Below are 15,704 nucleotides of genomic sequence, written 5' to 3' on the forward strand. Positions count from 1 at the left end.
AAATTTCAAAAAGATCCTTAAATACCTCTATTACTTTTTCTCGATGATCTCTATTTAAGGGCTTTTAACTAAACCAGCACAGATGCTAGAACGCATTATCCAATACAGTATCCACCATAAACTTATTATACTGCTATTTACCTTTGGTATTATTGGGTTTGGTCTGTATTCCTTGACCCACATCCCTATTGGTGCCGTTCCGGATGTTACCAACAATCAGGTGCAAGTCATTACCACTTCCAGAAACTTGGCTACGGAAGATGTGGAGAAATTCTTGACCTATCCTGTAGAATTGGAAATGGCCAATCTTCCCGGTGTTAAGGAAATCCGTTCAGTATCCAAATTTGGACTGTCGGTTGTGACCGTGGTATTTGAAGATGCTTTGGGCACCTATCTTCCCCGCCAACTTATTGCCGAGAAAATTAAAAGTGCCGAAGAGAAAATCCCAGCTGGCTTTGGGTCACCTTTTATGGGTCCCGTATCTACTGGTTTGGGGGAAATTTACCAATATATCATTGACGTCGATCCAAAATACAAGGACCAATACTCCTTGTCCGATCTCCGAACTATACAGGATTGGGTGGTAAAACGCCAGCTCTCCGGAATACCAGGCGTGGTAGAAGTCAACACTTGGGGTGGGCATTTAAAAACCTATGAGGTAAGCATCAACCCCGAGCAACTCCGTGCTATGGGCATTTCTATCTTTGAAGTTTATGATGCCTTGGAACAAAACAACAATATAGCCGGAGGTGGGTATATCGAAAAAACCAACCAAACCTACTTTATCCGTGGGGAAGGTTTGATAAATTCCATTCAGGATATTGAAAATATTGTAGTCTCTAAAACAAACGATATTCCCGTTTACATAAAAGATGTGGCTTCGGTAGGTTTTGGATATGCCAACCGCTTTGGCGCCATTACAGGAAACGGTGAAGGAGAAAAAGTATTGGGACAGGTCATGATGCTTAAAGATGCGAATTCCAACGCCGTCATTGAAGCTGTAAAAGAACGCGTGGCCGCCATTCAACCTTCCCTTCCCCAAGGCATTTATATCAATCCGTTTTTGGAACGTAGCGAGCTTATTGGCAAAACCACCTTTACCATTGCAGAAAACCTAATATTGGGGTGTTTGATCGTCATTTTTGTGGTGGTAATGCTTTTGGGCAACCTTCGATCTGGTTTGGTGGTCGCCTCTGTTATCCCCTTAAGTTTACTGTTTGCGCTTTCCTTGATGTATATTTTTGGTGTAGACGCCAACCTCATGAGCCTTGGTGCTATTGATTTTGGAATCATCATTGACGGGGCCGTCATCATTGTAGAATTTATCGCCTTTAAAATAACCAGTGACCGCACCAAGCTGTTATCCCTTCCAAAACCAGAACGGCAACAGTTGATGGACAAGATAACCTACAACGGAGCCACCAAAATGATGAACTCTGCTGTATTTGGGCAATTGATCATCATTATCGTGTTTATCCCCATTCTGTCCTTGGTAAATGTAGAGGGGAAAATGTTCCGACCTATGGCTCTCGTATTTTGTTTCGCTTTGATTGGAGCTATGCTGCTATGTTTCACCTATATCCCTGTAATGGCGTCGCTATTTCTAAAACCTTCCAATACCGAAAAACGCACCGTTTCTTCAAGACTAATTGCCTTTTTGGAAAGCAAATACACGCCTACCATCAATTGGGCCTTGCAGCACAAAAAAACCGTTTTGGGACTTGCCATAAGTTTGTTGTTGTTCACTGCATTTTTATTCAACCGAATGGGAGGAGAATTTGTCCCCACTCTTGATGAAGGGGATTTTGTCATTCAACCCGTGCTCAAAACAGGGACTTCCTTAAGCCAAACCATTGCCACCACCACGCGTATGGAACGCATTTTAAAAACATTCCCCGAAGTAGAACAGGTGGTTAGCAGAATAGGCGCTGCTGAAGTGCCTACAGACCCCATGTCTATGGAAGAAAGTGATGTCATCATCAAACTGAAACCCAAAAAAGAATGGGTATCGGCATCGAGCAAAGATGAATTGGCCGACAAATTCAAGGAAGCCCTTTCCGAAATTGCCGGGGTCGATTTTGAGTTTACACAACCCATAGAAATGCGCTTCAACGAATTGATTACAGGAGTACGTGCCGATTTGGCCATCAAGATATTTGGAGAAGATTTGGACGTACTCTATTCTAAAGCTATGGAAATAGAAAAAGCCATCAAAAATGTAGAAGGTGCAGCCGATATCACCGTAGAAAAAACGGTTGGACTACCACAAATGACCGTGAGTTTCGACCGGAGAAAAATAGCTAAATACGGTTTGAACATTGAAGATTTAAACAATATCATCACGATGGGCTTTGCAGGGATGCGCGCAGGCACCGTTTTTGAAGGCGAAAAGCAATTTGATTTAGTCCTTCGCTATGAGCCAAGCCACAGAAAGGATATTGAACATATAGAAACCGCATCGGTATCCTTGCCCAACGGACAGCGGGTTCCTTTAAGCGAATTTGCCTCCATAACGTACACCAAAGGTCCTGCAAAAATTTCTAGAGACAATACCAAACGACGCATTGTGGTTGGGGTAAATGTGAGGAATCGTGATTTAGAATCGGTGGTCAAGGATGTTCAGGATATCATTGAGCGGGACATTAGCATTCCAACGGGTTATTCCATAAGCTACGGTGGACAGTTCGAAAACCTTCGTACAGCTTCAAACCGGTTGAAAATTGCAGTGCCCATAGCTTTGGCCCTCATATTTGTACTGCTCTACTTTGCCTTTAGCTCCATGAAAGAAGCCCTGATGATCTATAGTGCCATTCCACTTTCTGCCATTGGAGGTGTGATGCTACTTTATATTCGGGATTTACCTTTTAGTATTTCCGCAGGGGTTGGTTTTATAGCACTTTTCGGGATAGCCGTCCTCAACGGGATTGTACTTATTGAAGAGTTTAAAGAACTGAAAGCCCATGGTGTGAGCGACATCAAGGAACGGATTCTTCTAGGGACCAAAAACCGGTTACGCCCTGTATTATTGACCGCGGCGGCGGCGGCTTTAGGCTTTTTGCCCATGGCCATTTCTACCTCAGCTGGCGCCGAAGTACAACGCCCTTTAGCCACCGTTGTGGTGGGCGGGCTAATTACCGCTACGGCTTTAACCCTGATAGTGCTGCCCGTACTTTATTCCATATTCGACAGAAAACCTTCCGCATCCAAACCAAAAAAATACAATCCATTAAAACCAGCAATGCTCCTATTTCTTCTATGCATTCCAGTTATTGCTAAGGCCCAGCAACACACTATTACCGTTGATGAAGCCGTTACCTTTGCTTTAGAAAACAACAAAGGCCTTCAAGCCTATGCAAAAAAAACAGAGCAATCGCAAAGCTTGGTTGGCAGTGCCTTCGATTTGGATCAACCAGAGATTTACTACCATTACGACGAAAACAATATTGCTGAAAATGGAGAGCCTTTAAATGTTTTTGGAATCAACCAATCTTTACAATTCCCCACTATTTATGGCGCACAGCGAAAAGTAGCCAAACAAAAAGCGCTTATAAGCTCGCAACAGTATCTCATTCATCAGAGAAACGTAACCAAAGAGGTTCAAAAAGCGTATTACAACGTGGTGTACCTCAACAATGTCCTGAAACGCTATACCTTTTTAGATAGTCTATATGGGCAATTTTCAATGGCCGCCACTAGAAGATATGAGGTAGGCGAAACCAATCTATTGGAAAAACTTACGGCCGAAGCCAAACAAAAGGAAATTGCCATTTCACGTTCCCAAACCCAAGAAGACATCCATAAAGCCTATACTTCATTGCAGCAATGGATGCAAATAGATTCTGTTTTTACCGTAGAGGACATCAAATTGCCTCGGTTGGAGCTGCAGGAACTTGACATGGAAGCCTACCTCGGCATTCAATATTTTAATTCGGTAGAGGAATTGAGCAATTATAGTCTTTCATTGGAAAGACAACGCTTACTCCCGGATTTGCACATTTCGGTATTTCAAGGTACCAACAATGGTGATAATGCTAAACGCTATAACGGATTTCAAGCCGGTATTTCTATTCCTCTATGGTTTGGAGCCAACAAGGCAAAAATTGATGCCGCAAAAACCGAAACCCTTATCGTTAGTGATGAATTTGAAGACTACAAGCGTCAATTGACCGCCAAATACCAAAGTCTGTTGACTGATTTGAAAAAGTATGAAGAGGCTGTGAACTATTATGAAACCACTGGGGCACAACTCTCTGAAGAATTGACCAAAACCGCCACCAAAGCCTTTAAAAATGGTGAAATAGACTTCCTGCAATACGTTCAGATTTTGGAAAGTTCCAAAACGATAGAAATCAACTATCTGGAAAATCTTTCCCAATACAACACGACTGTTTTAGAAATCAACTTTTTAACCTTTTAGCTTCCTCATGGACAAGACTATTCAACATATCTTAAAACCCTTTCTCCTCACTAGTTTTGGTATACTTTTGGGCACCTCTGTTACCTCCTGCGATTCTAAGTCCAAAACTCCGAACACAGCAATCAGTCCCGAGGTACAGGATCCTAATCTCATTACCTTAACGGCTCAGCAGTTCCAATTGGGGCAAATGGAACTTGGAAAAATCAGTACACAGGAATTCAACACCACCATTAAGGCCAACGGAAGCTTTGCCGTACCTCCAGAAAACCAGGCCGACGTGAGTGCCTACTTTGCGGGTTATGTAAAAAACATCAGCCTGCTACCCGGAGACTATGTAAAAAAGGGACAGACTTTATTTACCATTGAAAACCCCGAATACATCCAAATACAACAGAACTTTTTGGAAGCCAAGGGTCGTTTGGCCTACTTAAAATCGGATTATGAACGGCAAAAAGCCTTGATGGCCGACAATGTAACCTCGCAGAAGAGTTTTTTAAAGGCTGAATCGGATTATGAGGTGACCTTGGCCCAATTCCAAGCACTCCAAAAACAGTTATCATTAATGCATATAGACCCCAACACCTTGTCGGGAGCCAATATGCGTTCGGTGATTGCAGTCCCTTCCCCTCTGTCGGGATATATTACTTCCATAGAAGCTAGTAAAGGCATGTACCTCAACCCAAGTGATGTGGCCATGACTGTTACCAATACGGACGAGCTTCATATAGAATTGAAAATCTTCGAAAAAGACCTTCCAAAGGTAAAAATGGGGCAACCTATCAACATACGGCTTCAAAATGACAATGAGCAAATCTATAAAGGAAGCGTACACCTCATCAATAGAGCCATAAATGAAAAGGAACGAACCATTGATATCCATGGAGATTTAAACAATCCCGAAGACGCCAAACTGTTTGCTCCAGGCATGTATATAGAAGGAGAAATTGTGACGGCTTCCTCAAAGTATCCAGCATTACCTTCGGATGCCATTTCCAATATTGATAAGGACTATTTTGTGTTGGTTAAAGAGAATGACACGACCTTTAAAAAGACCCCTGTAAGCGTTGGAAGCTCTTATAATGGCTATACCCAACTACTGAATGCTGATGCATTTGATCCCAACACGGAATTTTTGGTGAAAGGAGCTTTTAATTTGATAACGGAATAAACCTCCATTTTTAGTATATTGGTTGTATAGCTACAACTTTTTACCATGAATCAATTCATCTCCAGTCTACTTCTAAGCATTTGTATTTTCACAGGTCTGAAAACAGAAACAAATCTTGTCCAAAATATAAAACAAGACTTGAGCATACAATGTTCCGAAAAAGGTTGCATGGGCACTTATACTGGTCCTGAATTTATCAACGGCTCTGATGTTGCCCATCAATTTTCCAACAAAATGTCGGCTGCCGTAGGTGATAAATTAAAAGAGCTTTATAAAAATGAGCTTTACGGTAAGGTAGATTTTTCAAACATACAAATGAGTACGGAGGGCATGGGAACTGGCCACGTTGTGTATTCTTTATCTATTCCATTTGTAACCGTAAAAGAAGCCTGCGACGCCTATACCTCCTTTGACCATGTTGGAGGTTGGAATCATACGCCCGCCCTAGCCAAAAGAAAGCAAGAACTCTCTAAAGCCCTCATGGAAGGACATGAGTTGCATATAAGCGATTAAAAAACCACTCCAGAAGGCCTTCAGGAATATTGGTTTCAGTGGAAAAACAACATACTGCAGTCCAACTGCCAATAACAACTAGCTCCTCTCCTGCTACTAACATACTTCTTCAAAATTCCTTACCTTTAACTTAGCATTTTTTCTTCCCCAACTATCGTATATAGAGCCTACAACTAGGCATTATTAAAAGGCAAAACCATGGCTTTTCAAGGAATTCAAGCAACAAAATCCTATCAACAAATCAACAATGGAACTCCGGATGAGGTATTTCCATTATTGTGCCCTGTTAGGGAAAAGGATTGGATTGACGGTTGGGATTACACCATGATTTTTTCCAAGTCAGGACTTGTTGAAAAAGGCTGCGTATTTTCAACACCCCATCACGGCAAAGAACCCACAATTTGGTATGTTACCCAACATGACCCCAAACACTATAAGGTAGAATTTGTTAGAATTACCCCCAAGGAAGAAGTGGTAAGAATCTACATTGTCCTGGAAAATAATCACAATGGCAGCACTACTGCAAATATTACTTATGAGTACACAGGGCTTAACGACAGTAAAAATAAATGGATTGCTACTGAACTTGACAAGGCCTTTGAGAAAACCATGAAAGGCTGGGAAAAAGCCATCAACCACTATCTAGAATACGGTGAAAAGTTAATTGAATAACACCTCATTCTTCTAAAACCCATATCATGAAGCGATATACAAGATCCTGTTTAACATTCCTTGTTTTATTCAGCATATTATTGACTTCATGCCGACAATTGAGTGAAAAGGTTACAGATCCCTCTGCGGGACTCAATGGCAGCTTTGAAGTTTCCCAAAACGGCATACCTGTAAATTGGTTATTGTATACCCCCAACACAGTTCCCAATGCCGATTTCAAAATTGTATTGGACACCATCATCTATAAAGAAGGAAAGCAATCCTTAAAGTTCGATATTACCTCCTGCAGAGCCGATGGTGGTTGGAATTCACCTGGGTTTACCAATGAGTTTTTTGATATTGGAAAATATGAAGGTCCCGCCAAGTATCAAATAAGTTTTTGGATCCGTAACCACGGGACTAGATTTAAGTTTAGCGCTGGTGGTGTCTCTGCAAAAACAGGCAACATGATTACCTTCATTGATACCGATTCCAAAATTGAGAATTGGCAACAGTTTTCTTATGAAGTTGACGTTCCCAAGGAGCAATGGCTACGTGTGCAATTGAACTTGCTCCAACCCGGCAGCTTCTGGATTGATGATTTTAGTGTAAAAAAACTCTAAATCTGCCAAAAACTTCCCTCTTGTCCATCACGCATTTTTGGTGTAATTTACCTTAATCAATCCAACACTAAAAATACATCCATGACTACCAACAGATTAGAAGCCTTTAGCGATGGTGTTCTGGCCATCATCATTACTATTATGGTTTTGGAAATGCAAGTACCGGAAGGCTCCAGTTGGGAGGCCCTAAAACCTGTACTCCCAAAATTCATGTCGTATGTCTTAAGTTTTATCTATTTGGGGGTGTATTGGAACAACCACCACCATTTGTTTCAGGCTATGGAAAAAGTAAACGGCAGTGTTCTGTGGTCTAATTTATTTTTATTGTTCAGTTTGTCCTTGGTGCCATTTACTACGGGATGGATGGGTGAAAACCATTTTGACACCTACCCTGTTGCTCTTTATGGTATGAACCTCCTATTGGCTGCCATTGCCTTTTTAGTTTTGGAAAAAGCAGCGATTAAATTTGAAGGTAAAACTTCCAAAATTGGCAAGGCCCTTTCCGGAAACAAGAAAGAATACGCTTCCCTTGCTTTGTACCTTGTAGGCGTGGTAGCCTCATTTTTTATTCCTGTAATTGGAATCCTATGCTATGTTATAGTCGCCATTATGTGGATCATCCCTGATAAACGCATTGAAAACACCCTTCAAAATTGAAAAAAACACATACTTAACACATTGATTAACAAGAACAAACATTTTTTTTTCTTCAAATTATTTTATCTTTAGGAGAAATTATTCTCCCAAATAAATTCAGAACCAATTTATTGTCACCTACGCAATCAGCTATGGGAGTTCTTGAATGATGCTAATACCATCAACAAGACTCCATTAGCCAGGCCAATGTGTATTTTAATTAAATAATTCGAGATGAAAAGAATTCTATTTATTCTGTTTGCCCTTATTGTTATTTCACCCTTGCAATCACAAGAACGAAACAAGCTACCCCATGACGATCCTGAATTCCATGGAGAGATTGGCCGTACCTACAAAGACTCCAAAATGGATTGGCCAGAGCTTCCCACACCGCCCAAAGGAGCGCCTAATGTGGTCATTATTCTCTTGGATGATGTTGGTTTTGGAATGAGCAGTACTTTTGGAGGCTCCATCCCTACACCTAACCTTGACAAACTCGCTGATAATGGTTTGCGCTACAACCGTTTCCATACCACTGCCATTTGTGGTCCATCAAGAGCCGCTTTGATTACCGGTAGAAACCACCATAACTGTGGAAGTGGTTTCCTTGCAGAATGGGCTACGGGATATCCAAGTTACACCACTATGATTCCAAAAAGCACTGCTACTGTTGCTAAAGTTTTGAAATATAATGGCGTGAATACTTCGTGGTTTGGAAAAAACCACAACACACCTGATTGGGAAACCAGTGCGGCAGGGCCTTTCGACCGTTGGCCAACAGGATTGGGGTTTGATTATTTTTATGGTTTTAATGCTGGTGAAACCCATCAGTACTATCCCGTTATTTTTGAAAACACCGTTGCAGTAGAGCCCGACACTACTCCAGAAGAAGGCTATCATTTTATGACGGACATGACGGATAAGGCTATTAGCTGGATCCAATTGCAAAAATCCATTTCGCCTGATAAACCCGTCTTTATGTATTTTGCCCCTGGTGCCACACATGCCCCTCACCATGTTACCAAGGAATGGCGTGATAAATTCAAAGGCAAATTTGACCATGGTTGGGACAAGGAGCGTGAAATTGTGTATGAACGACAAAAGAAAATGGGTATTATTCCTAAGGACGCTTTGCTTTCCCCTCGTAACGACTCCGTTCCTACTTGGGCCTCAAGAACCGCGGAAGAAAAGAAGTTTTACAGCTTGTTGTTTGAAAATTTTGCAGGCTATCTCGCCTTTACCGATCATGAAGTAGGCAGATTGATTGATGCCATAAACGAATTGCCAGATGCCGATAACACGTTAATTATTTACATTGTTGGCGACAATGGAGCCAGTGCCGAAGGAGGTTTGGAAGGCACCATTAATGAAGTAAAAGGACTCAATGGGATTCCAAGTTCCATTTCGGAAAACCTGAAAAAAGCTGATGAAATTGGCGGCCCCACTACAGAGCCCCACTTCCCAGTAGGTTGGGCTTTTGCAGGGAACACGCCCTTCCCTTGGGTCAAACAGGTAGCATCTCACTTTGGTGGCACCCGCAACCCCATGGTGGTCTCTTGGCCAAAAGTAATCAAGGATAAAGGCGGTATGCGTTCGCAGTTCCTTCACCTTATAGACGTGGTGCCCACCATTATGGAAGCAACGGGTATTTCCTTTCCTGACTATGTAGAAGGTGTCAAACAACGCCCCATGGATGGAAAATCATTCTATTCTACCTTTACGAATCCAAAAGCACCAGAAATAAGAACGACTCAGTATTTTGAGGTTTTTGCCAACAGAGCATTGTACCATGATGGTTGGGTAGCAGCCCATCAGCACACCTTCCCTTGGCGACAAGATCTTGCCCCAGGGTTTGAAAATGAAGTATGGGAGCTTTACGATGTCAAGGAGGATTTCTCTGAAGCTGTGAATGTAGCCGATAAATACCCAGACAAGTTAAAGGAACTTCAAGCTATATGGGAAGAGGAAGCAGAAAAGTACCATGTATTCCCATTGGATGATCGTGGGGCTGCAAGGTTGGCCGTACCCAAACCCTCGCCTTTGGGTGATCGTACCAAATTCACCTATTATGAAGGTGCTACGCGTATTCCTGAAACCGCGGCTCCCAATACCAAAAACACCTCATGGACTTTAGAAGCGATGTTGGAAACCACTGCTAAAGAAAAAGACGGGGTTATTAATGCCATTGGAGGCCTTGGAGCTGGGTACACACTTTATGTAAAAGACGGCTACCCTACTTTTATTTACAATTTCTTTGAAGCAGAAGTCACTACTATAAAATCGAAAAAGAAACTCCCAGATGGATTGGCCTCTGTGAAGGTAGACTTTAAATACGATGGTGGTGGAGCTGGAAAAGGAGCCAATGTTACTTTATATATCAATAATGAAAAAGTGGGGGAAGCCAAATTGGAACACACCGTTCCCGGAAGGTTTGGAATTGACACTTTCGGCATTGGTGAAGACACGGGATCTCCAGTAACGGAAAATTACCACCCACCTTTTGCCTATGAAGGTAAAATCGTGGAAGTCAACATCGATATTGCCCCAAAATAACCCTTTAACAGTCATTACATTCCATAAAAAGGGATTGCAGGTTCCAAAAAAAATAGTCACCTTTAAGCTAATTAGGTGGCTATTTTTTTGACGGTATTTCAAATAAAAAATCCCCTTAATCCATCTTTCAATAAAAACTCATGCCACCATGTCCAACATTCAATTGATTATCGAAGAACGCGCTGCCGATATTGGCAATTTTCTAGTTGGTAGACTTTTGCCCTTTCGCCAAAAAAGAGCCGTGGGGCCCTTTGTGTTTATTGACCATATGGGACCGGCTGAACTTAAGGACTATCAAAATTTGGATGTACCACCACACCCGCATATAGGCTTATCTACCCTCACCTATTTGTTTGAAGGCGCTATTTTTCACAGAGACAGTTTGGGAACGGCCATGGAAATACAACCTGGAGCGGTTAATTGGATGACCGCCGGTAAAGGTGTGGTCCATTCAGAAAGGACTCCAGACTACTTGAGAACAACGGATAAAAAACTCCACGGCCTTCAAATTTGGGTAGGTCTTCCTAAAGAATTGGAACAATCGGAACCGTCTTTTCACCATATTGAGGCCTCCGACATCCCCTCGTGGGAAGATAATGATATCCACATCAAACTTATTGCAGGGGAAGCCTTTGGCAAAACATCACCTGTACCGGTTCACAGTTCCCTGTACTTTTTAGAGTTAAAAAGCGGCAATGAGCAAATGGTATCGATTGGCAAAGATCTTTATGGGGAATCGGCCCTTTACATCTTGGAAGGGGGCATTAAAAGTGATGGCCATCAATATGGTCCCAAGCAAATTTTAATTGCCAAAGACAGTACTCTGTGCGCATTTGAAATGGAAGCCAATACTACGGTGTACATTTTTGGAGGGACTCCATTTCCTGAAGAACGTTTTATCCATTGGAATTTTGTGAGTTCAAATAAAAACATTTTAGAACAAGCAAAAATCAATTGGAGTGAACAAAATCTGGAGGCCTTTCCAAAAGTGCCTGGAGATGAAGAGGAATTTGTTCCTCTGCCCAACTATAATAAACCAAAGAATATTGTGAGCTTTACTCGAGAAGAGCAGGACAAAAAAGGAAAGTTTACCATTTTGGAAAATGGCATCCCCGCAGGAGAAATGACCTATGTTTGGGCCGGTAAACACAAATTCATTATAGACCACACCGAAACCTTTGAAAAGTTTTCAGGCAAGGGCTACGGCAAACAATTGGTGCTAAAAGGTGTGGAATATGCCAAATCCAAAGGAGTTAAAATCCTGCCTCTGTGTCCTTATGCCAAACGAGTGATGGAACAGGACGAAAGCTTACATGAGATGATTTTTAGGTAGAAACTGAGCACAAATGGGTTTTAAGGAATCCCAATCCAGTCTTATTTCGGAAATTACTTTGAAATTCAGTATCTTGGTTATTCACTAAAAATTCCGTGCCGCTATGACCAGACAAGAATTTTTAAAACAAGTAGGTATTACTGGAGCCTCCCTATTATTGTTGAATGGCTCTCCTATCCTAGCCTCTGATTCTAAAACGACTCTTTCTGGCCCAAAAGCCCCTAACATTGAACAACCCCAAAAGGATGAAGACGTTTTTGGATACATCAACAGGGTTAAAGGCAGTTTTGACAATACTCTTTACAAACAGATTTTAGGGGCCGCAAACGACTTTAAGGAAGGTGACCAAACCCTGAACATAGCTGCAGACAATGAACAATCCAGGATTCATGCTAGACAATTACTAGGCAATACCGCTATCAAAGACCTTTCTGCTCACAATGTGTTTCAAGATGAACTATCGGACTTGATTGTAAACTCACTCTCTACCAACACCAAGGTCGATTCCTGGACCTTACAACAGCTCAAAGAATTTTTGCTACACAGTACCGAAGGTGATATTAAAAACATCATGCCAAGCCTTAGCAGTGACACCATAGCCTGTGTGGTAAAATTAATGACCAACGACGAGCTCATTGCCATTGGAAGCAAGGTGTTTAATCCGCTGCCCAACAGTAACATCGGCAGTAATGGGTATATGGGCGCTCGTGTACAACCCAATTCCCCCACAGATAATACCGAAGATATTTCATGGCAGGTGTTTAATTCTTGGTCTTATGCGGTTGGTGATGTGGTGTTGGGCACCAATCCTGTCTCCAGTGACCCCGAATCTGTAGCTGCTATTGAAAAAACCTTGTTTGACATTATTTCAGGTTTTGGTTTGGAAACTACCATCCCAAACTGTGTGCTATCCCATGTAGATGTGCAAGCGGAAGTGGAACGTCAACATCCAGGAAGCACCGGCATCTGGTTTCAGAGTATTGCCGGCACAGTGAATGCCAACAATACCTTTGATGTAACCATCGATAAAATGCTGCAATATGCATCGCTTCGTGATGGGCATTTTGGCTTTTATGCCGAAACAGGACAAGGCGCCGATTTCACCAACGGCCATGCCGAAGGCTTTGATATGGTAATGCATGAATCTCGGAAATATGGTTTCTTGAGGGTTTTAAAACAAAAAATCAGTGCTTTAAAAGGAGATAACAACTCCTGGGTCCACGTGAATGATGTCGCCGGATTTATTGGTCCTGAAGTGTTTAGAACCAAAGAACAACTGGTACGCTGTTGTCTGGAAGATACCGTGATGGGCAAACTCCACGGCCTCACCATAGGATTGGACATCTGTTCCACCCTGCATATGGATGTGAATTTACAGGATCTGGACTGGTGTATCGAACAAGTCATGCCTGCAAATCCAGCCTATTTAATGGCACTTCCCACCAAAAACGATCCTATGCTGAGCTATTTGACTACGGCCTTCAATAATCATGTCAGAATTAGAGAAGACTTTGGTTATAAAGTGAATGATACCATGTGGGACTTCTTTAAAAAATTAGAAGTTATCGACAAGGAAGGACGCCCCACGAAACATTTTGGAGATCCTATCTGGGTGTATTATAAATACCGACAAGCCAAGAATGACACTAGAACTTTGGAGGTTATTTACAATGAAGGCAAAGCTGCCATTGAACGTATAGAAAACCGCGGTGTCCCTATTGCTAAGGGTTACGGCAAAAACTATTGGGATTTAAAGCCGGAACTGGAGAAGCAAGTACAGTATTTATATGATGATGCCAAGGTCAGTCTTTGGACTGAAATGCAACCTGAGTTTGTACAAAGCATTCCAGCATCATTAGCTATTGCTACGGCTTCCCATAATCGAAAAGATTACGTGTACCATCCAGAATCGGGTGAAGTTTTAAACCCCGATGCCATACACCAGGTTAACTCCCTAAAAAATACTTGGAAAAGCCCTCCAGACATTCAAATCATCATTTCAGACGGACTTAATGCCAGAGCATTGATGGATGAAGGCCATTTGATTCCCTTTTTGGATGGATTGATCAAAGCAATGAAATCACAGGGCTACAGCCTAAGCAAGCAACCAATCATGATAACCAACGGTCGTGTCCGTGCCGGATATGCCTGTGGAGAACTTCTGTTTGGCAATACATCCAATGAACCAAAGCCTCATGGTATCGTCCATATCATCGGGGAACGTCCAGGCTCGGGCCACCATAATTTTTCGGCCTATTTAACCGTTGCCCCTAATTCGGTATGGCAAAAAAAAGGCACTGTAGACCACAATATATCCAAGGTGGTTTCAGGCATCTCCGATACAGCACTCACCCCACAATTAGCCATTACCAATACGGTGAATATTTTGAATGCCTTATTTCTTACCCAAAAAACGGGGTAACATCCCATAAAACCGCATCCAAGTAATGTGCAACCATGACACCTCTATATGAACAAAAAGATAGGCCTTAAAGAAGCGATTTCCATAGGCATTGGCGGTATGGTTGGTGGCGGCATTTTTGCAGTGTTGGGTCTAGCCGTAAGTTTGGCAAAAGGCGGCACACCAATTGCTTTTTTATGGGCAGGACTTCTTGCCTTGATTACTTCCTACTCTTACGTAAAACTCTCCCTGAACTATCCTGACCGCGGCGGTACTGTAAAATTTATCAATCAAGGGTTTGGGAAATCGGTGTTTAGTGGTGCTATGAATAATCTGTTATGGGTAAGTTATATCATCATGTTGTCTTTGTATGCCTCGGCCTTTGGAGCCTATGCCCCTAACCTGTGGCAAATCACACATGACAAAAGCATCAATTTTCATATTTACGCCAGTGCCATTATTGTATTGGCCACGGCCATTAATTATTACAGTATTGCTGTGGTTGGTAAAATTGAATCTTATGCCGTCGTTATTAAACTGATTATTCTTATCGGGTTTATTGGTATTGGGGCCTATGGTTTAATGGGGAATCCTAATATCGAACAATTGGCCGTTACCAATTGGGAACCCTTTATCCATTTGTTTGCTGGAGGTATGGTTATTTTTGTGGCTTATGAAGGTTTTGAACTCATTGCCAATGCCGCTCCAGATATTGCCAATCCCAGCCGCAATATTCCAAGGGCCTATTATACTTCAGTCATTTTTGTGATTGTCCTATATTTCATAATCGCTTTGGTTACCGTGGGCTCCTTACCTTTCCAAAATATTGCGGATGCACAGGATTATGTATTGGCCGAAGCCGCCAAACCCATGTTGGGGCAAGTAGGCTTTACTATTATCACCATAGCAGCCTTGATTTCGACCTTTTCTGCCATTAATGCTTCGCTTTACGGCGGTAGTAGGGTGAATTATGAAATTGCCGAAGATGATGAACTACCGCATCACTTTTTAGCCAAATTCTGGAACCACCCTATTGGGTTACTCATCACCTCTATCGCCACTTTGATTCTGGTGAATGTTTTGAAATTGGAAAGCATTTCCACAGCTGGCAGTATTGGGTTTCTATTAATTTTTGGAATCGTTAATCTGGTTGGATTCAGATTGGCTGAAGACACGGGAAGTTATAAATTCATTCCTTTAATTGGTTTTGTTTTGTGCATGACCGCCCTTGTGGTACTCATTCAGCAACAGTATCGCACTAATTTGCTTGGCATTTTGGTATCCTTTGTAATTATTGCTAGCTGCTTTGTAATGGAATATTTGTTTAAGCGGTCTGAGAGTTCTAGAAACTGATAGCTTTATAAAGCACAAAAACAACTATATTTATAAAAGGCTTGACATTAATTTAA

General features: G+C 42.0%; 10 protein-coding genes and 1 pseudogene. All 11 read left to right on the plus strand.

From position 1 onward, the window contains the following. Positions 1–82: 82 nt before the first annotated feature. A complete protein-coding gene (locus tag ZA06_RS08955; protein ID WP_053977134.1) occupies positions 83–4,417 on the plus strand; it encodes a CusA/CzcA family heavy metal efflux RND transporter in 4,335 nt (1,444 codons plus the stop codon). Positions 4,418–4,424: 7 nt separating this feature from the next. Further along, positions 4,425–5,585: an efflux RND transporter periplasmic adaptor subunit gene (locus ZA06_RS08960; protein ID WP_053977135.1), complete on the plus strand. Its 1,161-nt coding sequence runs from the start codon at positions 4,425–4,427 to the stop codon at positions 5,583–5,585. A 45-nt stretch (positions 5,586–5,630) separates the two neighbouring features. Then, positions 5,631–6,098 carry a hypothetical protein gene (locus tag ZA06_RS08965; RefSeq protein WP_053977136.1) on the plus strand — a complete coding sequence of 156 codons (468 nt, stop codon included), beginning with the start codon at positions 5,631–5,633 and terminating at the stop codon, positions 6,096–6,098. A gap of 198 nt (positions 6,099–6,296) precedes the next feature. After that, entirely contained in the window at positions 6,297–6,770 is a 474-nt protein-coding gene (locus ZA06_RS08970; protein WP_053977137.1) for a hypothetical protein, read from the plus strand. A gap of 26 nt (positions 6,771–6,796) precedes the next feature. Beyond that, positions 6,797–7,372: a hypothetical protein gene (locus ZA06_RS08975; protein ID WP_157503201.1), complete on the plus strand. Its 576-nt coding sequence runs from the start codon at positions 6,797–6,799 to the stop codon at positions 7,370–7,372. An 81-nt stretch (positions 7,373–7,453) separates the two neighbouring features. After that, positions 7,454–8,029: a TMEM175 family protein gene (locus tag ZA06_RS08980; RefSeq protein ID WP_053977139.1), complete on the plus strand. Its 576-nt coding sequence runs from the start codon at positions 7,454–7,456 to the stop codon at positions 8,027–8,029. A gap of 213 nt (positions 8,030–8,242) precedes the next feature. Next, on the plus strand, positions 8,243–10,561 hold the full coding sequence (locus ZA06_RS08985; RefSeq protein ID WP_053977140.1) for an arylsulfatase: 2,319 nt from the start codon (positions 8,243–8,245) through the stop codon (positions 10,559–10,561). Positions 10,562–10,709: 148 nt separating this feature from the next. After that, positions 10,710–11,585 (plus strand): annotated as a pseudogene (locus ZA06_RS08990) (pirin family protein); the annotation flags it as partial. Between the two features lie 24 nt (positions 11,586–11,609). Further along, positions 11,610–11,894, plus strand: a complete 285-nt coding sequence (locus tag ZA06_RS17085) for a GNAT family N-acetyltransferase (protein WP_262493379.1) — start codon at positions 11,610–11,612, stop codon at positions 11,892–11,894. A gap of 103 nt (positions 11,895–11,997) precedes the next feature. Next, positions 11,998–14,316: an ethanolamine ammonia-lyase subunit EutB gene (gene eutB, locus ZA06_RS08995; RefSeq protein ID WP_053977141.1), complete on the plus strand. Its 2,319-nt coding sequence runs from the start codon at positions 11,998–12,000 to the stop codon at positions 14,314–14,316. A 48-nt stretch (positions 14,317–14,364) separates the two neighbouring features. Continuing rightward, positions 14,365–15,648, plus strand: a complete 1,284-nt coding sequence (locus ZA06_RS09000; protein WP_053977142.1) for an APC family permease — start codon at positions 14,365–14,367, stop codon at positions 15,646–15,648. The last annotated feature ends 56 nt before the right edge of the window (positions 15,649–15,704 follow it).

Origin of the sequence: Mangrovimonas xylaniphaga (assembly GCF_001280435.1) — a bacterium.
GTDB lineage: Bacteria > Bacteroidota > Bacteroidia > Flavobacteriales > Flavobacteriaceae > Mangrovimonas_A > Mangrovimonas_A xylaniphaga.

Bases quoted from the DNA above. Each gene is read 5' to 3' on its own strand.
- ZA06_RS08955 (WP_053977134.1), top strand. From the start codon at position 83: ATGCTAGAACGCATTATCCAATACAGTATCCACCATAAACTTATTATA.
- ZA06_RS08960 (WP_053977135.1), top strand. From the start codon at position 4,425: ATGGACAAGACTATTCAACATATCTTAAAACCCTTTCTCCTCACTAGT.
- ZA06_RS08965 (WP_053977136.1), top strand. From the start codon at position 5,631: ATGAATCAATTCATCTCCAGTCTACTTCTAAGCATTTGTATTTTCACA.
- ZA06_RS08970 (WP_053977137.1), top strand. From the start codon at position 6,297: ATGGCTTTTCAAGGAATTCAAGCAACAAAATCCTATCAACAAATCAAC.
- ZA06_RS08975 (WP_157503201.1), top strand. From the start codon at position 6,797: ATGAAGCGATATACAAGATCCTGTTTAACATTCCTTGTTTTATTCAGC.
- ZA06_RS08980 (WP_053977139.1), top strand. From the start codon at position 7,454: ATGACTACCAACAGATTAGAAGCCTTTAGCGATGGTGTTCTGGCCATC.
- ZA06_RS08985 (WP_053977140.1), top strand. From the start codon at position 8,243: ATGAAAAGAATTCTATTTATTCTGTTTGCCCTTATTGTTATTTCACCC.
- eutB (WP_053977141.1), top strand. From the start codon at position 11,998: ATGACCAGACAAGAATTTTTAAAACAAGTAGGTATTACTGGAGCCTCC.
- ZA06_RS09000 (WP_053977142.1), top strand. From the start codon at position 14,365: ATGAACAAAAAGATAGGCCTTAAAGAAGCGATTTCCATAGGCATTGGC.